This is a genomic window from Rhizobium beringeri, assembly GCF_004306515.1.
Lineage (GTDB): Bacteria > Pseudomonadota > Alphaproteobacteria > Rhizobiales > Rhizobiaceae > Rhizobium > Rhizobium beringeri.
This window is the reverse complement of sequence record NZ_SILG01000002.1, coordinates 723134-742908: the sequence shown is the minus strand read 5'-3', so window position 1 is coordinate 742908 and position 19775 is coordinate 723134. Positions and strand designations below refer to the sequence as shown.

17 protein-coding genes are annotated in these 19775 nt (G+C 63.0%); 7 read left to right on the top strand and 10 right to left on the bottom strand.

The genetic code is table 11. The features are described from left to right. Positions 1-84: 84 nt before the first annotated feature. Positions 85-1179, top strand: a complete 1095-nt coding sequence (locus ELH03_RS27090; protein WP_233943412.1) for a hypothetical protein — start codon at positions 85-87, stop codon at positions 1177-1179. A gap of 156 nt (positions 1180-1335) precedes the next feature. On the opposite strand, the gene ELH03_RS27085 is transcribed toward ELH03_RS27090, so the two are convergent. The 8 genes from ELH03_RS27085 to ELH03_RS27050 all read right to left on the bottom strand — a co-directional run bounded on the left by ELH03_RS27085 (position 1336) and on the right by ELH03_RS27050 (position 9913). Then, complete coding sequence (locus ELH03_RS27085) at positions 1336-2781, bottom strand: aldehyde dehydrogenase (RefSeq protein ID WP_128403405.1); 1446 nt, start codon at positions 2779-2781, stop codon at positions 1336-1338. A gap of 23 nt (positions 2782-2804) precedes the next feature. Further along, on the bottom strand, positions 2805-3590 hold the full coding sequence (locus ELH03_RS27080; protein WP_128403404.1) for a coniferyl-alcohol dehydrogenase: 786 nt from the start codon (positions 3588-3590) through the stop codon (positions 2805-2807). Between the two features lie 40 nt (positions 3591-3630). Continuing rightward, positions 3631-4668 carry a branched-chain amino acid ABC transporter permease gene (locus ELH03_RS27075; RefSeq protein ID WP_128403403.1) on the bottom strand — a complete coding sequence of 346 codons (1038 nt, stop codon included), beginning with the start codon at positions 4666-4668 and terminating at the stop codon, positions 3631-3633. Further along, complete coding sequence (locus ELH03_RS27070; RefSeq protein ID WP_128403402.1) at positions 4665-5579, bottom strand: branched-chain amino acid ABC transporter permease; 915 nt, start codon at positions 5577-5579, stop codon at positions 4665-4667. The genes ELH03_RS27075 and ELH03_RS27070 overlap by 4 nt, the downstream gene beginning before the upstream one ends. Continuing rightward, positions 5576-6304, bottom strand: a complete 729-nt coding sequence (locus tag ELH03_RS27065) for an ABC transporter ATP-binding protein (RefSeq protein ID WP_128403401.1) — start codon at positions 6302-6304, stop codon at positions 5576-5578. The genes ELH03_RS27070 and ELH03_RS27065 overlap by 4 nt, the downstream gene beginning before the upstream one ends. After that, positions 6301-7068 carry an ABC transporter ATP-binding protein gene (locus tag ELH03_RS27060; RefSeq protein ID WP_128403400.1) on the bottom strand — a complete coding sequence of 256 codons (768 nt, stop codon included), beginning with the start codon at positions 7066-7068 and terminating at the stop codon, positions 6301-6303. The genes ELH03_RS27065 and ELH03_RS27060 overlap by 4 nt, the downstream gene beginning before the upstream one ends. After that, complete coding sequence (locus tag ELH03_RS27055) at positions 7061-8380, bottom strand: ABC transporter substrate-binding protein (RefSeq protein WP_128411132.1); 1320 nt, start codon at positions 8378-8380, stop codon at positions 7061-7063. The genes ELH03_RS27060 and ELH03_RS27055 overlap by 8 nt, the downstream gene beginning before the upstream one ends. A gap of 69 nt (positions 8381-8449) precedes the next feature. Continuing rightward, positions 8450-9913, bottom strand: coding sequence for an aldehyde dehydrogenase (locus tag ELH03_RS27050; RefSeq protein WP_128403398.1), 1464 nt, complete (start codon positions 9911-9913; stop codon positions 8450-8452). Positions 9914-10145: 232 nt separating this feature from the next. Between ELH03_RS27050 and ELH03_RS27045 the strand changes: the two genes are divergently transcribed. Both ELH03_RS27045 and ELH03_RS27040 read left to right on the top strand, forming a co-directional pair. Then, positions 10146-11045, top strand: a complete 900-nt coding sequence (locus ELH03_RS27045) for a helix-turn-helix transcriptional regulator (RefSeq protein WP_128403397.1) — start codon at positions 10146-10148, stop codon at positions 11043-11045. A gap of 248 nt (positions 11046-11293) precedes the next feature. Then, positions 11294-11827 carry an orotate phosphoribosyltransferase gene (locus ELH03_RS27040; RefSeq protein ID WP_130766944.1) on the top strand — a complete coding sequence of 178 codons (534 nt, stop codon included), beginning with the start codon at positions 11294-11296 and terminating at the stop codon, positions 11825-11827. Positions 11828-12372: 545 nt separating this feature from the next. On the opposite strand, the gene ELH03_RS27035 is transcribed toward ELH03_RS27040, so the two are convergent. Beyond that, entirely contained in the window at positions 12373-13779 is a 1407-nt protein-coding gene (locus ELH03_RS27035) for an adenylate/guanylate cyclase domain-containing protein (protein ID WP_128403395.1), read from the bottom strand. A gap of 123 nt (positions 13780-13902) precedes the next feature. Further along, positions 13903-14388 (bottom strand): MarR family winged helix-turn-helix transcriptional regulator, encoded by a 486-nt coding sequence (locus ELH03_RS27030; protein ID WP_128403394.1) that lies wholly within the window; start codon positions 14386-14388, stop codon positions 13903-13905. A 200-nt stretch (positions 14389-14588) separates the two neighbouring features. Between ELH03_RS27030 and ELH03_RS27025 the strand changes: the two genes are divergently transcribed. The 4 genes from ELH03_RS27025 to ELH03_RS27010 are packed head-to-tail and all read left to right on the top strand — an operon-like array spanning position 14589 to position 19666. Next, the gene (locus ELH03_RS27025) at positions 14589-16175 is read left to right on the top strand and encodes an AMP-binding protein (protein ID WP_128403393.1); all 1587 of its coding nucleotides are present in this window, start codon (positions 14589-14591) and stop codon (positions 16173-16175) included. A gap of 42 nt (positions 16176-16217) precedes the next feature. Then, on the top strand, positions 16218-17042 hold the full coding sequence (locus ELH03_RS27020; protein WP_128403392.1) for a p-hydroxycinnamoyl CoA hydratase/lyase: 825 nt from the start codon (positions 16218-16220) through the stop codon (positions 17040-17042). Between the two features lie 56 nt (positions 17043-17098). Continuing rightward, positions 17099-18205: an NAD(P)-dependent alcohol dehydrogenase gene (locus ELH03_RS27015; protein WP_128403391.1), complete on the top strand. Its 1107-nt coding sequence runs from the start codon at positions 17099-17101 to the stop codon at positions 18203-18205. A 21-nt stretch (positions 18206-18226) separates the two neighbouring features. Continuing rightward, positions 18227-19666 carry a coniferyl aldehyde dehydrogenase gene (locus ELH03_RS27010; RefSeq protein WP_128403390.1) on the top strand — a complete coding sequence of 480 codons (1440 nt, stop codon included), beginning with the start codon at positions 18227-18229 and terminating at the stop codon, positions 19664-19666. The last annotated feature ends 109 nt before the right edge of the window (positions 19667-19775 follow it).

The window sequence follows — 19775 nt, the reverse complement described above, 5'->3', positions numbered from 1 at the left end:
CATGACCGACACCGACGCAAAGCTGCTGCGGACATTCATTGCCGACGAGAACGAAGCCTTTGCCGATCGGCGCCAGGGGAAATTTTGGCCTGCCAATCATTATCGCATCGGCCTCTGGCGACCAAAGTTTCCGGGCTGCTCGATCCGAACGAGCAGATCGATTTCTATTTCCATTTCATGCGCATTGCCGGCGGCGCACCCTTGGTCGGAGACAAGGAAATGCCGCTGCTGCTCGAGGCCTATCGGCGCATGCTGCCGTTTCTCGATCTTGGCGGCGTCATCCAGATGTCGCGGCGGCACAAGCTTCTGTTCGTGTTCGGTTTCGACGATACCGGCGCCCTGCCGAGCGGCGAGACGATTTCGGCCAAGGCGCTGAAGGCGCGGCTCAAGCTCATCGCGCAGGTCGGCAATTATACGACGATGCCCGCCCAGCGCGACAAGAAGGCAAAGTTTGTTCCCTTTGCCGACGAGGCGGTGCGCATTCTCGAGGTTTTCCAGCATCTGGGCTATCGCCACGACCGACGTTATGGCGAAGATCTCTATAATGTCACCAATCTCAGCTTCTGGGGTATGGTGTTTATCTGCCTGCTCAACAAGGCGACTCGCGCCGAGCTTGTTGCCGATATGATTGAGGGCAAATATGATCTTATGCGGCGCGTCGAGCAACGTGCGATGTTGCACCGCTATGTCGAGACAGTCCTGCCGGATGCCGAGCCTGACGAAGAGCATTTCCGCTCGCTGGCGCGGCAGCTCAAGGACATTGAGCTGGCTCGCCGCAATGCCACCGAATCCGTCGCCCTGGCGCAAAAGCTGGGCCGGCCATTTGGCGATGACGAGGACTGGGAAATCCATATTGCGGTCCCGCTGCGTGGCACCGAAGGCCATCCGTTGATCGCCAAGAACGTCGTGCGATTGCAGATCCGGCCGAACCCGGACTGGCAGTGGGAGCTGAGCGCGCGCATGGCCGAGCGCGGAGAGTTCTCGGAAAGCGAAACAAAGAACTACCGGAACGATCGCGGTTTCCCAGTTCTCGGGCGCGGAAATCTTCATGCCTTTCCGACATGGCTGAGGCAGGTGCGCGAGAAAAACGGCCTGGATTTCGACACCGGCGCCGCCGACACTCGTGTGGGGCGCAAGCGGGCGGCGGCCAAGCTTATCGTTCAATGGCTGGAGAGCTGAACTCGGATCGATCGCAGTCGCGGGTCGCCGCCCACGCCATATCGAAGCGCTGAAGCATCTTTTTAAGGGCGGTGCGAAATCCCTTTCGCCTGTCTGAGCATAGGCCGTGTCACGACCGCAATGGCGTCGTGACACGGTGACGTCTGTCAAACCAGCTCAGAAGGGATAGTGTTGGGCGGAATCCTCTACCGTAATCCAGCGCAGGTCGGTGAATTCGGCGATCGCCGCCTTGCCGCCAAAGCGGCCGTAGCCGCTGCCCTTGACCCCTCCGAAGGGCATTTGCGCCTCGTCGTTCACCGTCGGGCCATTGATGTGGCAAATGCCGGATTCGATCCGCGCCGCAACTGCCATTGCCCGCTGGACATTCCGGCTGAAGACGGCGGAGGACAGGCCGTATTCGGTGTCGTTGGCGATGCGGATGGCTTCGTCCTCGCCGGAGACGCGAATGATCGGCTTCACTGGGCCGAAGGATTCTTCCGCATAGACACGCATCTCGGGCGTGACATGATCGAGCAGCGTCGCCTCGACCACGGTGCCCGAGCGCTTGCCGCCGGCCACGAGTTTTGCACCCTTGGCCGTCGCATCGGCAATCAGCTCCTCCATTTTCTTCGCGGCGTCGAGGCTGATCAGTGAGCCGAGAACGACGTGGCCACGTGGGTCGCCGGCCGGCAGCTGGCTGGCGCGGGCGGCCAGTTTGGCGACGAACTGATCGGCGATCGTCTCGTCGACGATGATCCGCTCCGTCGACATGCAGATCTGGCCCTGGTGCATGAAGGCCCCGAAAATAGCGGCATTGACGGCACCGTCGATATCGGCGTCGTCGAGGATAACAAGCGGCGCCTTGCCGCCGAGCTCAAGAAGGGCGGGCTTGAGATGTTTGCCGCAGGTCTCGGCGATGATCTTGCCGACCTTGGTTGATCCGGTGAAGTTCACGCGCCTGACGGCCGGATGGGCAATCAGCGCGGCGACGATCTCAGGCGCATCCTCCGGCGCGTTGGTGAGGACGTTGATGACGCCGGCCGGCAGGCCCGCTTCGGTCAGCGCAGTGGCAATCAGCCGGTGCGTGCCGGGGCATTGTTCGGATGCCTTGAGGACAACGGTGTTGCCGCAGGCAATCGGCATGGCGATGGCGCGGGTGGCGAGGATGACGGGCGCATTCCAGGGGGCAATCGCTAAACAGACGCCCGCAGCTTGGCGAACGCCCATGGCGAGCGTGCCGGGTTTGTCGGAAGGGATGATTTCGCCTGATATCTGCGTCGTCATCGCACCGGCCTCGCGCAGGATGTTGGCGGCGAGCATGACATTGAAACCGGCCCAGGGTGCGGTTGAGCCGGTCTCCTCGATCATCAGCCGGGTAAACTCGCCGACTTTGGAATCCATGATATCGGCAGCCTTCATCAGGATTGCGCGGCGCTGGCCGGGGCCGGTCTTCGACCAGGCGCCGAAGGCAGCGGAGGCGGCATTGACGGCCGCGGCAACGTCGTCCAGGTCTGCCGCTGCGGCGCGGCTTGCGAGCTTTTCGGTGAAGGGATCGATACGATCAAAGGTCCGGCCGCCGGAGGCTGCGCGGTCGGCGCCATTTATGAGGAGGGAAATATTCATCGGAGATCTCCTGGGGACAAGAACTAGAAGCCGAGAACTTCGGCGTTGATGGAAGCTTCGAGGCCGCCGTCGACGGCAATGTTGGCGCCGTTGATCCAGCGCGCGCCATCCGAGCAGAGGAAGAGCACGGCGGGCGCGATATCGGCGGAGGTGCCGGCCCGGCCGACGCGGGTGATGTCGCTGTCGACCCTGGCGTCGCCGAGCACGGCACGGAACTGCTTGAGGATCGGCGTTTCCACCGGTCCGGGGCTGACGGCATTGACGCGGATGCCACGGTTTTTGAACAGCGGCTGATGGGCTGCCCGCATGGTCCACAGCAGCAGCAGTTCCTTGGAAAGCGGGTAGCCTTCCTCGTCCTTGAGGCCGTGTTCGGCGACAACCGCCGCCACTTCGGGAAAGCCGTCTATGCCGGCGAGCGACTTTGCCCGCTCGAGATTGGCGCGCCAGCCGTAGCCGGCGATCGAGGCGACGTTGACGATGGCGCCGCCTTCGCGCAGGCGGGGTGCCACGGCTTCGGAGAGGGCGCGAAGCCCGTAGAAATTGACGGCGAGCGTCGAGACGACGCCGGTGCTGCCGGAAAGGCCGGCGACATTGGCGAGCGCGTCGAGGCGCGCTGGAAGCTGCGCGACGATGTCGGCAACGCCTGATGCGGTGGACAGATCACCTTTGATGAAGGTGGCACTTCCACTGGCAGGCTCGCGCACATCGACGCCGATGACCTCGGCGCCCATCTGGCCGGCCAGTTCCGCCGTGCGGGCGCCGATGCCGGAAGCCACTCCGGTCACCAGGATCGTTTTACCAAAAAGCATGAACGTCACCTTTCGCAAGAGAATCTGGGAGCAAGCCGGCTCATTCTTCCCATTTGATTTTATGCGGACCGGGCAATTTCAGCCGATAGCCGACGGGCAGAAGTTGAAAATCGAAACGGCGCTCGATTTCGCCCCAAAGGCCGCGCGGCAGGTAGAGCGAGAAAATCACGGCGGTGGCGCCGAGGCCGATCAGGTACCAGACGCCGGCTGCGCCGAAGAAGGTCTCGATCACGAAGAACAGGATGGCGCCAAGGATCGCGCCTTCGAACTTGCCGATCCCGCCGACCAGCACCATGAAGATCATGTAGGCCGTCCATTGGACGCTGAAATAGGTCTTCGGCTGGAAGGTGGTGGCGGTCGCCAGCCACAGGCCCCCAGCGACCGCGATGCCGAAGGCGGCGAGCACGAAGAGCAGCCTCTTGGTGGCGATCACGCGCACGCCGAGCGAGGTCGCCGCCTCCTCATTGTCGCGGATCGCCTGCATGGCGGCACCGGCGCGGCTGCGCATCAGGAGGAAGAGAGCGCCGAGCAGGGCGGCCATGGCTATCAAGGCCAGCCAGTAGATCGTTGCCCGCCGCGTGTTGCCGTCATAGACATTGAGCGAAATCAGCGAGGTTCCCGTTTCTCCCTGGATTAGCCGGTCGAGATTGACGAGCAGATGGGCGAGTTCGGCTATGACCCACATGCCGATCGCGAACTCGCCACCCTTCAGGCGCAGCATGAACAGCGAAAGCGGGATCGACAGCGCGCCGGTCACCACCGCGGCGGCAAACAGCGAGACGAAGGGATTGAGCCCCGCATCGGCCAGCCGGATGGTGAAATAGGCGCCGAGGCCGAAGAACACCTGCTGGCCGACCGAGACGAGCCCACCGAAACCGGCAAGCGCATTCCACATGGCGGCAAGGATCACGTAGATGAACAGGGCTGTCATCCGGTCGATCGCACCGGCGCCGAGCACGGCGGGGGCAAACATCAGCAGGGCGAGCACCGCGGCCATGCAGCCAAGCGCCACCCGCGACGATTTCGTCCAGCGCTCTATCGATATTCCGGTGGAGGCAAGGGTCGCGTTGGGGCTCATGTCGGGCTCCGGAGACGGGTGCGCAGTTTGAGAGAGGCGCCAAATTTATCGAGAACCGGCATGCCGAACCGGGACAGCCTGACGAAAAGCACCAGCAGGAACACGGCATGGCCGCCGATCAGGAAGCCTTGCGGATGCAATTGCGCGCCGAGCGATTGGGCAAGACCGAGAACGATGCCGCCGGCAAGCGTCCCCCATAGTGATCCCGCTCCTCCAATGACGGCCGCCTCGAAGGCGAAGAGAAGCTGTGGGCCGCCGGCATAGGCGCTGAAGGTGGCCCGCATCCCGAGAAAAGCACCGGCGATCCCGACCGTGACCATGGTGATCGCCGTGGCGATGGCGTTGACCCTGCGGGCGTCGATGCCGACCAGCCCGGCCGTATCGGGATCTTCCGCCGTGGCGCGGATGGCGCGACCTAGCGCAAAGCGGCTCAGGAAGAACTGCAGCCCGCCGAGAATGAGGATTGCCGTCACCATCATCATCACGGCAAGCTTGCCGACGAAGATGTGGCCCGGCAGTTGCCAGGAAGCATAGGACAGGTTGCCGATGAACGGTGCGAGCGAGCGGGTGTCGGCGCCGAACTGCTCGAACAGCAGGTTATCGATGACGATCGACAGGCCGAAGGTCGTCAGGATCGGCAGCAGCGTGCCGCCGCGGGCGCTTTGTTCCAGGATGAAGCGCTGCAACAGCCAGCCGATGGCCGCCATGACCGGCAGCACGATCAGCAGGCCGGCGAAGGGCGGAATGCCGAATTTGGCGGCGAGCAGCCACAATCCGTAAGCGGCTGCAACCGCCAGGCTGCCATGCGCAAGATTGATGATCCGCATGACGGAGAACATAAAGGACAGTCCGCAGGCTATGACGGCGTAGTAGCCGCCCAGCAGGATGCCCTGGAGCAAGGTATTGATCACGATGCGCTCCTTTCGCCGGCTGCCCGGTGCAATCCGAAATAGGCCTGGGTGACGTGCTCGCGCGTGACGGCCGCCGCCGGCCTGTCGAGGACAATGCGTCCTTCCAGCATGCAGATGACCCGGCTTGCCACGCTCATGGCGCGGGCGAGATCCTGCTCGACGAGCACGATGGTCGTTCCCGAGGTGAGCAGTGCCTGCAACTGGGCATAGACGCGATCGACGACCAGAGGCGAAAGCCCGAGCGAGACCTCATCCAGGAGAAGAATATCGGGATTGCTCATCAGCGCCCGACCGATGGCGGTCGCCTGCTGTTCCCCGCCCGAGAGATGTCCTGTTTTGGCATGACGGCGGGGTTTCAGGTTCGGAAAGGCGTCGAGGACACGATCGATGTCCCACTCGCCCTTGCGGCCGGAGGTCTTTCCGAGAAGCAGGTTTTCCTCCACCGTCATCTGTGAAAACAGGCGCCGGCCTTCCGGCACCAGGGCGATGCCCTTGGCGATCCGCTTGTGGGACGGGACGGCGGCCAGATCTTCGTCGTCGAGAAGGACGCGGCCGGAGGATGGCAGATGGGCCCCGGCGATCGATCTGAGCAGCGTCGTCTTGCCGGCGCCGTTCGCACCGACCAGCGCCAGCACTTCGCCTTTGGCAAGATCGAAACTGACCCCGCGCACCGCCTGAAGCAGGCCGTGGCGGACGTCGAGGTCGCGGATGGAGAGAAGGCTCATGCGGGTGTCCCTCCGAGATAGGCCTTGACCACCTCCGCATGGCTCATGACCATTTTCGGTTCGCCATCGGCGATGATCCTGCCGGCGTCCATGCAGATCAGCCGCTCCGCCACCTGCAGGAGGATATGAACGATATGCTCGATCCAGACGATGCCGATGCCCCGGCGGCGCAATTCGAGGATGGTTTCGACGAGCTCGCTCGCCTCGCCGTCGGTCAGGCCGCCGCCGATCTCGTCGAGCAGCAGCAACCTCGGCTGCGTGGCAAGCGCACGGGCAAGCTCCAGGCGTTTGCGATCCAGCAGGCCGAGCGTGTCGGCGGGCCGGTTGGCGACGCCAAGCATGCCGCAGAGCGAAAGCGAATCCACCACGCGCTCATAGGCCTCGTCGCGGCTTGCGGCATTGCCGTGCGATGCGGCGACGAAGACATTTTCGAAGGTCGTCATGCCGCTGAAGGGTTTGGGAATCTGATGGGTCCGGACGAGCCCGGACCGGCAGCGTTCCGCCGCCGTCCGGCGCGTGACGTCGGCGCCGTCGAAGGTGATGCTTCCCTCACTCGGCGGGAAGGCGCCGGCGAGCACGCTGAGCAGGGTCGTCTTGCCCGCGCCGTTCGGCCCGACAATGCCGACCGCCTCTCCCTCGCCCATGGAAAAATCCAGATTCTCCAGCACCACGAGCGCGCCGAACCGCTTGTAGATCCCCTTGGCCGAGAGAAAGGCTCCCCCCGGCCGTCTTTGCGCTTCCTGTCGCTGCACTTGGTTATCCATTGTAAGCGGTGAGCTTGGCGCCGACCGGGACATTGGGGTCGGTGGCGTTTTCGGTGACGACGTAGTCGAGCGCGAATTTCGAGCCCTCCGGCGCTTTCACCCATTGCGTGCCGATGATCGGTCCGGGAGAGACGTTGGCGACGGGGCCGCTGGTGAAATCGACCTTGCCGGCGATCGTGGTGGTCTTCAGCGTGCTGATTGCCTTGGCGACGGCCTCCTTGCTCTTGACGTCTGAGCTGGCCTTCAGCGCATCGAAGCCGGCGTCGAGAAGCGCAAGGCTGGCGCCGAGCTGCTGCGTCCACTGCTTGCCGCTTGCGGTCTCATAGCCGTCGGCGAGTTCGGTTCCCGATACGCCCGTCAGCGTGGATTTGTAGGGGAAGGCCTTGTGCCAGTAGGCGGCACTGCCGATGTTCAGGCCGAGGTCGCCGAGCGCCTCGATGTCGGACGGAAACAGGCCTGTCTTGGCGATCTGGCAGATCTTGATCTGCTGGGTGAGGCCCTGCTGCGCGGCCTGACGCCAGAAGGCGGCGAAGTCGGGCGGTATCGGGAACGAATTGAAGATCTCCACGCCCTCCTGCCTGAAGAGAGCGATCTGGGCGGTAAAGTCGGTGGTTCCGGTTTCATAGGCGCCGGGATCGACGATGGTGAAGCCCTCCTTGGCGAGCGCCGGCGCCAGATGGGCGCGGATCGCATTGCCGTCGGCGTCGTTGGGATACATGACACCGACCTTCTTGTTGGTCTCGATCAGGTTCCACTGCGAAACATAGGCCTTGTGGAACTCTTCGACGCCGAAGCCGAAATGGTAAGTCCACTTGAACGGCGAGGGCGCGCCCGGCTTGGCGCCGCGGCCGAAATACCAGGCTTCCCAGGGCATGACCGTCGAGAGGCAGGGAATGCCGGCCGCTTCGCAGGCGTCGGCCACCGGATTGATGGTTTCGGGCGTCGAGACGGCGAGCATCAGGTCGATCGCCTGGTTGTTGATCAGGTCCTTCGCCAACTGGCCGGCGCGCGAGGGATCGGACTGGGTGTCCTGGTCGAGAATGTCAACCTTCCAGGTCTTGCCGCCCGCCTGCAGGCCGTTCGCCAGCGCCTTGCGCGCCAGTTCCAGCACATAGCCGTCCGTCTCGCCGAAGCCGCCGAGAGGGCCGGTGCGCGGGCTGATGAAGCCGACCTTCAACGTATCGCTGCTTTGAGCAAAGGCCGTGCGGCCGGAAAGCGCCAGCGCCGCGCCACCCGCCACTGTCGATGCGATGAAAGAGCGGCGGCTCAGCGATGCCGCGTTGAATTTACCGTTGCGGAAAATGCCGTTCATGAAATCATTCCTCCCTCTTGATGCGGGCCTCCCAGCCCGGTCCCAGTGTTCATGTCGGCCGATCTGAATTCAGATCGGGTAGTGCCGTTTTCCCGATGCCATGGTGATCCATCTGAGCTCGGTGAATTCATCGATCGCGGCCTTGCCGCCGAAGCGGCCGTAGCCGCTTGATTTGACGCCGCCGAACGGCATTTGCGGCTCGTCGGAAACTGTGGCTTCGTTGATGTGGCAGATGCCGGATTCGAGCCGCATGGCAACGGCAAGTGCTGCATTGACGTCGGCGCTGAAAATGGCGGCCGAAAGCCCGTATTCATTGTCGTTGGCAACCGTGATGGCCTCGTCGACGCTGCCGACCCGGACAATCGCCGCGACCGGTCCAAAGCTCTCTTCGCGGTAGATGCGCATGGCAGGCGTCACGTGATCGATGACGGTCGCGTCCATCAGCGTGCCGTTGGCTTGGCCGCCGCAGACGAGCACCGCGCCCTTCTGCAGGGCATCCTCGACGAGCGACCGGACACGCCGGATGGCCTCAGTGTTGATCAGTGTGCCGAGCGGCGTGTTGCCGTCCTTGGGGTTGCCGGCGACGAGGGTTGCTGCTTTCGTGCGGAACTTGCCGACGAAGCCGTCGGCGATCTCGTCCATGAGGATGATCCGTTCGGTCGACATGCAGATCTGGCCCTGGTTCATGAAGGCGCCGAAGGCGGCCGCACTGACGGCCTCGTCGATATCGGCGTCGGCAAGGACGATGAACGGCGCCTTGCCGCCGAGTTCAAGCAGGCAGCGCTTGAGATGCCTTGCCGCGGATTCGGCAATGATCCTGCCGACACGGGTGGAGCCGGTGAAGTTGATGCGGCGGACGGCCGGATGGGCGATCAGCGCATCGACGACGGCGGCGGCATCGCTCGGCGCATTGGAGACGACGTTGATGACGCCGCGCGGAAAGCCGGCGTCACGCAGGATGTCGCCGATCAGGCCATGGGTCTTCGGGCAGAGTTCTGAGGCCTTCAGGATGACCGTATTGCCGCAGGCAAGCGGCATGGCAACGGCGCGGGTGCCGAGGATAATAGGTGCATTCCAGGGGGCAATGCCGACGCAGACGCCCGCCGGTTGGCGGACCGCCATGGCGAGGCTTCCCGGAATGCCTGAGGGAATGAGCTCGCCTGATATTTGCGTGGTCATCGCCGCCGCCTCGCGAAGAATATCCGCGCCGAGCCCGCAATTGATCGCCGCCCATTGCGCGGTGGCGCCGGTTTCGCCGGTCATGGCGGCGATAAGTTCGGGCGTGCGGGCCTCAAGGATATCGGCTGCGGCATTCAGGAGCCTGCGCCGCTCGCCCGGACCGGTTTGCGACCAGTTCGGAAAGGCTGCCGCGGCCGCATTGGCTGCCCTTGTCATGTCGGCAACGGATCCTGCCGAGGCGATCGTTGCGACATCGCCGGTCAGCGGATCGATGCGTTCGAAGGTGGCCCCTTCGGAAGCATCCATCGGCTCGTTGTTGATCATCAGCTTTGCCGCGAACACTGTTCCACCCATTCCCCACGCGTGGCGCCACATGCTGGCGCTTGCGTTATTGCCGTGGGAGAAACGAGCGGACGCGGCGCCACGAGGGCGGCCTGACGTTCCTGCATCTGTGAAGAGCCTCCTCCCAAAGGCTGTTGGAGAAAAGGTTACGCCGATCTGGCGCGGATGGAATGCGATTTATTGGGTTAATATTGTAATTATCCGGCGATTGCCGCATGTTTGACTAGGGGAATGGAGGAGAAGCTTGGCAACGGACGGAGGGATTCATCACTATGCCAGGGGCGAGTGGCACGGGCCGTCGCTGTCGCACCGGCGTATCCGTTTTCAAAAAGGTCTCTATGCCGATTTCCACCATTTCCTTCTGCTCGGGGAGGGGAGTGGGGAGCTTCATTTCGACAATGGCGAACATCGGCCGCTGCACGGACCGCTGCTTGCCTTCCTGCCGCCACAGGCGCGATGCGACCTGTCGATATCAGCCGGAACCGCGGCCCATCTGGTCGGGGCTTCGCCGCAGATCATGGTCGATGCGATCGGCGACAAGGTGGAATCCTATTCGCTGCGCATCTTCACCGAGCAGCGCAAGCTGGTCGAGGCATTGGATCCCTCAGCAGTGGCCGAAATCAGCCCGCTGATTTCTGGCTTCGTGCGGGAACTGGGCGATCCCTCCCGCTCCTCCTGGATGGTCGCATCCGCCTATATCAGGCTCATTCTGATGGCGCTGTGGCGCGGCTCCGATGGCGAAAGAAGCGAGCAGCGCGGGCAGGGCGAAACCGGATCGATCCTGCAGAGATACCGCCAACTCGTCGAAGCCGGTTTCCGCCAGCACCGGCCGATCAGCGATTATGCCGCGGAGCTCGGCGTCACGGCCGACCGGCTGCATTCCACCTGCCAAAGGGCGCTCGGCCGCTCGCCGATCCAGCTCCTGCACGAGCGTGTGGTGCAGGAGGCAAAGCTGAGATTGGAGCGATCGGCCCGCAATATCCAGGAAATCTCCGACAGCCTCGGCTTTCGCGACCCGACCTATTTCAGCCATTTCTTCAAGCGCAAGACCGGCCTTTCACCCGCCGGCTACCGCGAGATCGCCCGCGCTGCGGCCGGCTCGGAAAACACCATGCTGTCCTCGGGCTATGCCGACTGGCCTTAGGCTCGGGCTTATTGGGGAAAGCTAGAATTTGCCGGTCTGTCGAAGCATCACGCCAGCTCTGCGCCCCAGGAGCGGACATCACTTCAAGTGCATGCTGAACGACACGAGTGCGACGGACGCTCACGGTAGTTTTGGGCCGATAGCGGAAGGTGGCTCTCGTCGGGATCCGCCAGGTAGAGGTTTAGGGGCTTTAGCGCTTGTCGGTTTGTTGCGTTCGTCCTACTGCTCGGCCGCTTCAATTTAGGGAGATGGCAGATGACGGATGGAGTTACACAGGCCTTGGCGGGTCAGCGGCTGCGACGCTAGACGGCGAGTTTGTCCTTCGCTCTGGACAGGTGTCCCATCGCTACTTTGATAAGTACCGTTTTGAAGGTATGCCCGCCCTGTTGAAGCCGCTCGCCCGCGCCATGTCCGATCTCTTGCCCGCCAATACAGAGATCATTGCCGGGCTTGAGCTTGGCGGCATTCCTCTCGTCACTGCAATTTCGTTGGAAACCGGGTTACCCGCAGCATTCGTCCGCAAAGAGGCCAAAACGTATGGCACCTGCCGCGCCATTGAGGGGCAAGACGTTGCTGGGCGTAGTGTGACGTTCATTGAGGACGTGATTACGACTGGCGGTGCAGTAGCGGACGCCTATCTACTGGCCGCTGCCGAAGGTGCCAATGTTCTCGCAGTCGTGTGTGCAATATGGCGCGGTGACGGTATTCCGCGCATCCACCGCGTGCCTACCTTACCGGTGTTGCCGGTGTTTTCGAGAGCCGATTTAGAACGCGCTGGATGACTACGATAGGTTCGAGACGACTGAATCGTTCGAACTAGCTCTTGAGCCAAAGCGTATATGCCGCTCAGACCTGGCCGGGTTGGTTCCAGGATTGGTATCGCATGCCACCAGCCGTGGAGCGTTTTCCGAAGGCGGCCATCGATTGCATTTGCTGCCAACTCCCATCATCTCTCCAGTCATCAGGACTCTGTTGCGCGGCTCATTCCGAAAAGTGCAGCGCAGTTGGGGGCTGAAAGCAGGTTAGACCCGCGCTATCAGTCCGTAACCGGTGGGTGCCAATCGCTCGGTCACGTTAAGGACGGTCCACATTGCGGCCGATTCCGCCCAGGCGGTCATATCGGCATTGGGTATACCTAATTATGGCGCTGCCCAGAGCAGCCACCCTAACAGCGATATGTCCGCGATCAAGGCGATCAGGAGAGCCCAAACGATAAGCGCTTGGTGTGTTGCCTTTTCCATTGCGGGAACCGCTGTGGCGCAGATAACAGAAACTCGCTTTCTCATTGCCATCCGCCTTGGAAGACTTTTCCAGAGCAGACGAAACCTCACGATAGGGCGAAGATTCTGACTTCCCTCCCGATGCCCTGAAGCTCCGCCATCCGGGAGGCCGATGTGATGCCGCTGTCGCGGAGGATCTCTGAAACTTGGGCATCTTCGACGATCGCCTCCGTCGTCATGATCACATTGGGATCGGCAAGGCCCTGGACGCGGGAGGCGATATTGACGGTTTGGCCGAAGTAGTCCTGCCGGTCGTTCAGGTTGACCGCGAGGCACGGCCCCTCATGGATGCCGATCTTCAGGAGGAGATCGTCGCTGCCGTGTTCGGCATTTAACCGAAGCATCGCCTCCCGCATCTTGAGTGCCGCCGCCACCGCGCGGTCCGGGCTCGGGAAGGTGGCCATCACGGCATCGCCTATGGTCTTGACGACCGCTCCGGCCTCTGTGGCGACGATCTCGTGAAGAACCCGGAAATGCGCTCGTACCAAATCGAAAGCGGCAAGATCTCCGACGCGCTCGTAAAGCGCGGTCGAGCCCCTTAAATCGGTGAAGAGGAAAGTCAGGCTGGTGATCTTGAGGCGCTGGTCGACGTCGAGCGTGTCGGTCCGATAGATGTCTCGGAAGCTCTGGTTCGTCAGCAGGCGCTTGGCTGTCAGGAAAGGCCGCCTGCGGCCCAGCAGGTCGTGCAGCTCGTCTCCTGCGATGCAGACATTCGGTACCACTCTGCGATCGGTGTGGTTCTCGAGGGTGAGCCGCAGTGAGCCGGGGCGCAGGGTCAGCGTTTCGTTCAGCGCATGCGTCCGACTGATGATCATCGAGAGGGTTTGACGTTCGTCGGTGGGCTCACCCTGCACGTCGATGAACTGCGCCGAGTGTGTCACCGGATCGAAGATGATGACGAACTGCGCCGGCAGTTGCAGGGAGACGAAGGCCTTCTCGCCCGGAGCCAACTCGATCATCTCCAGCTGGATGCGCGAAAACCTTGCTTCGAGATCGTCAGGTAGGTCGACCCCGGAGCTAAAGAAGATCTGGCGGTAGTACTCAAGCGGCGGCAACAGATCGGGATCGTGACCAGCAATCCTGCGCACGCGCGGACTGACCGTAAACGTGACCTCGACCATCTCGTCGAGGGTCGGTTCGTATCCGGCCGCGCAGAGCGCGCAATGGTACGTCTCGTGGACGACGGTTTTGAGGGTTGCGCCGCTGTCGAGGACGCCGCCGCATCCCGGGCAAAGGACATTCCAGGTCATCTCGAATGCGCCTATGCGGGCTGCATGCAGAAACGCTGCGATGGTTTTCTCTTCATCGAGATGGTGTTTATCGGCGAAAGCGAGCGCATTGATGCGGTTGAGCTCGCGATCCGAGCCATGCGTTACGACCTTTTCGATGCACTCGACCGTCTGCGGGTCAGCCGCCTGTCGCAGGGAGGCAAAAAGTACGTCCACTTCGCTCATGAGACAAGTCTCCGTGTGCAGAACCCACGGCGGACGACGCCAGGATGGGGATCATAACACGAGGGTTACCCAATAGAAATCTAAAGGCTTGGATGCTGCTTGTTTCCCGAGCGAAGGCGGGTTTCAGTTCCCCTTGTATATCCGCTTCAGTGCCGTCAGCAGCGCATCCAGTTCGTCGCGCGAAAACAGGTCGATGAAACGCTGCTCGTGCCTATCGATCAGCGCACGCGCCTGGGCGAGCATTGCGTGTCCCGCCTTCGTCAGATGAAGTTCCTGGCGGCGGCGGTCGGCCGCGGAGGGGCGGCGCTCGATCAGGTCGCGGGCTGCCAGCCGGTTGACGAGGGCCATCATTGTCGCCCGGTCGGTGCCGAGCGTATTGGCAAGGTCGATCTGCGATGCGCCCGGATTGCCGGCGACGAGTTCCATCACCGCCAGCTGCTTCTGCGTCAGCGCCAGCTCCTCCATGGTTTCGGCGAAGTCGCGATAGACTGCGACATGCGCCATGCGCAGGTGAAATCCCAGCAGATCGCCAAGCCGGCCGACGTCGAGGCCCGGCGTCGCGGGAGCATCTTCGCCCTCGAAATCGTCCTGGGTTGGTTTTGTGCTCATCGTTGGTTCTCGCCTTATCCAGGCGCCATAACCATCAATATCAGCAGGTTAGTCAATATCCGTAGTGCGGATTTCCCCGCGCCATTCGAGCGATCGGATTTGCCTTAAACAGCCTCTTGCATCACAGGAAAAAGATATTAGTATGTGTTGCATACAAATTTGATGCCTGCCGCGGGGAGCGGTGGGCATGGGAGGAGAAAATGGCGCATTCCTTTTCCGGGATGGCTTCGTCGGCGGATTGCGGACTGGTGACGGATGATCCGATCCTTTACCGCGCCCGCGTCGCGCCAGGCCGTCCGGCTCTGTTCGAGATCGCTACCGGCCGGCAGCTCACCTATGCCGAGCTCGATGCGCGGATTGCCCGCTGCGCCGGCTTGCTGAGCGATGTGCTCGCAGCGCGCCGCGATGGGGCGCGTGTCGCCATGCTGGCGCGCAACTCGATGGATTCGATCGTGCTTGCCTTTTCCTGCCAGCGTGCCGGCGCCATCTACGTGCCGCTCAACTGGCGCCTCAACGCCGCCGAGCTTCGGCCGATCCTTGCCGACTGCGCGCCGGCTCTGCTCGTTCACGACGAGGAGTTCGCTGCAACCGTCGCCAGCATTGTGAGCGCCGATCCCGAGATGGCGGTGATATCGACGGCGGACGGTCCGGCCGGCCTGGCTGCACGGATCGAGGCAAGTCTTCCGGTCGCTGCGGTGACCGGCGATGCCGACGCACCTTGCGTCCTGCTCTACACCTCGGGCACGACGGGACAGCCGAAAGGCGTCGTCATCACCCGCCGCAACGCCTTTTTCGCCGCCATCAATTTTTCCGTCGTCGGCGAGATCGGTCCGGGATCCGTCGCCCTGTGCGACCTGCCATTTTTCCACACGATCGGGCTGATCGCGGTGGCGCGAACCACATTGATGCTGGGCGGCACGCTCGTCGTTTCCGACCGCTTCACGCCGGCGCGCACGCTCTCAGCCCTTGCCGACCGGCAGCGTGCCATCACCCATTATTTCGCCGTGCCGCAGATCGCGCTCGCCTTGCGCAACGACCCCGCCTATAGCGCCGCGGCGCTCGCCGGCCTGCATGCGCTCTTCGTCGGCGGCGCGCCGCTGACGCAGGCGCTGATCGAAAGCTATCTCGACGACGGCGTTGCGCTGGTCAACGGTTACGGCATGAGCGAGGCGGGAACGGTGCTGCATATACCGATCGACCGGCGCGCCGTGCAGGATAATCCCGGCAGTGTCGGTCTTCCCGCGCCATTGCTCGACATTCGTATCGTCGGCGAGAACGGCCAGGAGGTGAGCGACGGCGAGATCGGCGAACTCTGGCTGCGCGGGCCGGCGGTGACGCCGGGCTACTGGAACAAGCCTCAGGAAACCGCTGCCGCCTTCACCGACGGCTGGTACCGCACCGGTGATCTCGGCCGACGCGAAGCAAACGGCTTCTATCGCATCGTCGACCGGCTGAAGGACATGTACATCAGCGGCGGCGAGAATGTTTATCCCGCCGAGGTCGAGGCAGTACTCGCAAGTCATCCCGATATCCTCGACGCCGCGGTCGTCGGCATTCCCGACATCCGATGGGGCGAATGCGGCCTCGCCTATGTCGTGCTGCGGCAGGGCGCTGCGGCAACGGGCGATGAGATCGCCGGCCATTGCGCGGCAAGGCTCGCTGCCTTCAAGCGCCCGGCGCGCATCCTCTTCGTCGAGGCCATTCCCCGCACCGCCTCCGGCAAAGTGCAGAAACATGTTCTGCGCCAGTTCCATTCCGATGAAACCCTTCAACGACAGGCCCTGTGAAGCGGCCCCCGGCATTCACGCCGAAACCCATGGAGTAACCTCATGACCGATATGCAATCGCCGGTTCTGGTCGAGTTCGATAATGGCATCGCCTTCGTGACCCTCAACCGTCCGGAAAAGCGCAACGCGATGAACCCGGCCTTGAATGCCCGGATGCTCGAAGTGCTCGACGAACTCGAGGGCGACGAGCGCTGCGGCGTCCTCGTCCTGCGCGGCGCCGGCGAATCCTGGTCCGCCGGCATGGATCTGAAGGAATATTTCCGCGACAATGACGACAAGCCGCGTGACGTCACGCTGAAGGCGCGGCGCCAGTCCGGCAACTGGTGGGGCCGGCTGATGTATTTCGAAAAGCCGACGATCGCCATGGTCAACGGCTGGTGCTTCGGCGGCGCCTTCACGCCGCTGGTGTCCTGCGATCTCGCCATCGCCGCCGAGGAGGCGAATTTCGGCCTCTCCGAGATCAATTGGGGCATTTTGCCGGGCGGCAACGTCACCCGTGCGGTCGCCGAAGTGATGCGCCATCGCGACGCCCTCTACTACATCATGACCGGCGAACTGTTCGGCGGGCGCAAGGCCGCCGAAATGGGTCTCGTCAACGAGGCGGTGCCGCTGGCGGAGCTTGAAATCCGGGTCCGCAAGATCTGCGCCAGTCTGCTCGAAAAGAACCCGGTGACGCTGAAGGCTGCCAAGGACACCTACAAGCGGGTGCGCAACCTGCCGTGGGATCTCGCCGACGATTACATCTACGCCAAGCTGGAGCAGATGCTGTTTCTCGACAAGACCAAGGGGCGCGACGAGGGGCTGAAACAGTTCCTCGACGACAAAACCTATCAGCCGGGGCTCGGCGCCTACAAGCGCGGCCGCTGAGGACAGTCCCGGCTCGCCGGGCCGTTCACGAGCCGATTATCGGGAGGAGGAAAGCAATGAAAATCCATGCTGCGGTGGCGCGTGCGCCCCATACGCCGTTTTCGCTGGAAAGGCTCGATCTGGAGGAGCCGCGCGAGGGTGAAATCCTGGTTCGCGTCGTGGCAACAGGCGTTTGCCACACCGATATCGTCATGCGTGATCAGCACCTGCCAGTGCCGCAGCCGGTCGTGCTCGGTCATGAGGGCGCCGGCATCGTCGAGCGTGTCGGGCCGGGCGTTGCCAAAGTGGCGCCCGGCGATCATGTGGTCATGACCTTCAATTCCTGCGGTCATTGCCCGAGCTGCAACGATCACGAGGAGACTTATTGCCACGAATTCTTCCCGCGCAACTTCTTCGGTGCGCGCGCCGATGGTTCGAGCGGGCTCTCATGCGAGGGCGAGCGGGTTCACGGCAATATTTTCGGGCAATCCTCTTTCGCCAGCCACGCGCTGTGCCATGAGCGCAATATCGTGAAAGTGCCGGAGGATGCGGATCTGGCGCTGCTCGGGCCGCTCGCCTGCGGCATCCAGACCGGCGCCGGCGCGGTCATGAACGCGCTGAAGGTCGAACCGGGAAAGGTGCTCGCGGTTTTCGGCATGGGCTCGGTCGGTCTTGCCGCGGTGATGGCAGCACGGATCGTCGGCGCTTCCCGGATCATCGCCGTCGATGTCAACGAGACGCGGCTGGCACTTGCAGCGGAGCTCGGCGCGACTGATATCGTCAACGGCAGGGCGAACGATGCGGTTGCCGCGATCATGGCGCTGACCGGCGCCGGCGTCGATTATTCGATCGATGCCTCCGGCGTGCCCGCGGTCATCGATCAGTGCGTGCGTGTGCTGGCGCCGCGCGGCACCTGCGGCATCGTCGGGGCCTCGCCCCATGGCGCGACGCTGACGCTCGACCTCACCCATATCCTGTCCGGCGGGCGCCGGGTCCGCGGCATCGTCGAGGGCGATTCCAATCCCGACGTGCTGATCCCGTTGTTGATCGAGCTGCATCGGCAGGGCCGCTTCCCCTTCGACAGGCTCGTCACCTTCTATGATTTCGCCGACATCAACCAGGCGGTGGAGGATTCGGAAAAGGGCATCGTGCTGAAACCGGTCGTGCGTCAGCCGGCCGTCTGACACCGTTCAAGGGAGGAAACAATGAACACCGTCACCCCAATCGCCCCCGATACCAATGCCAATGTCATGAAGGCGCTGCTTGGCCGGCAAAAGGCGTCTTTCCTGAGGGAAGGGCCGCCCGGCATCGACACCCGTATCGATCGCATCGACCGTGTCATCGCCCTTCTGGTCGACCATAAGGATGCGATCGCCGCCGCCCTGTCGGAGGATTTCGGGAGCCGCAGTGTCGAGGCGAGCCTGCTTCTCGACGTCTTTACCTGCGTCGGTTCGCTCAAATATGCCAAGGCCCATCTTGCCGAATGGCTGAAGCCCGAGCAGCACGAGGCATTGTTCCCGGACGCGGTGGCCGAAGTGGTCTATCAGCCGAAGGGAGTTGTCGGAGTCCTCAGCCCGTGGAATTTCCCCTATCAGCTCGCCCTTGCGCCGCTTGCCGGCATTCTCGCCGCCGGCAACCGCGCCATGATCAAGCCGTCGGAGGTGACGCCGGCCTCTGCCGAATTGATGGCGAAACTCATTGCCGGCGCCTTCGACGAAACGGAAATCGCCGTCGTTCAGGGCGGACCGGCGACGGGCACGGCCTTTACATCACTTGCCTTCGACCATCTGATCTTCACCGGCGGAACTGCAATCGCCCATCACGTCATGCGCGCGGCGGCGGAAAACCTGACGCCGCTGACGCTTGAGCTCGGCGGAAAATCGCCCGTCATCGTCGGTCGCTCGGCCGACCTCGCAGACGCGGCGCGCCGGGTCATGACCGTCAAGACCCTGAACGCCGGCCAGATCTGCCTGGCGCCGGACCATGTCTATGTGCCCGAGGAAAGCGTCGAAGCCTTTGCCGGCCACGCGGTCGCGGCGGTCGGCGCGATGTATCCGGCGCTGAAGGAAAATCCTGACTACACCTCGATCGTCAATGCCCGCCATCACGCCCGCATCCAGGGCCTGATCGACGATGCCAGGGCCAAGGGTGCGAGGATCGTCGAGATCAACCCGGCGGCAGAGAATTTCTCCCAGCAATCGGCCCACCGCATGCCTCCGACCCTGATCCTCGATCCCACGGAAGAGATGCGCGTACTGCAGGAGGAAATCTTCGGACCCGTGCTGCCGGTCCTTCCCTATCGCGATATCGCCGACGTCATCGATCGCATCAATGCCAGGCCGCGCCCGCTCGCTCTCTATTACTTCAGCCAGGATCAGCAGGAGGAGGCCCGCGTGCTCGACAATACCACCTCCGGCGGGGTGACGGTCAACGACTGCATGAGCCACGTCACGGCGGAAGGCCTGCCCTTCGGCGGCGTCGGCCATTCGGGCATGGGCGCCTATCACGGCAAGTTCGGCTTCCTTGCCTTCTCGCATCCGCGCGCCGTCTATCACCAGAGCAGGATGGTGGAGGCGGAATACATGATGCGGCCGCCCTATGGCGAGGCGATGCGTGGCTTCTTGGCGGCGGCGATCTGCAAGTAAGAGAGAAGCGTTGGACGATGCCGTCGGCAGCTGCGGCTGCTGGCGGCATGGGATGGCTGCTTGCAACGAATGGCCCGATTGCGCAGGCTTATCCGGATAACGCTATATT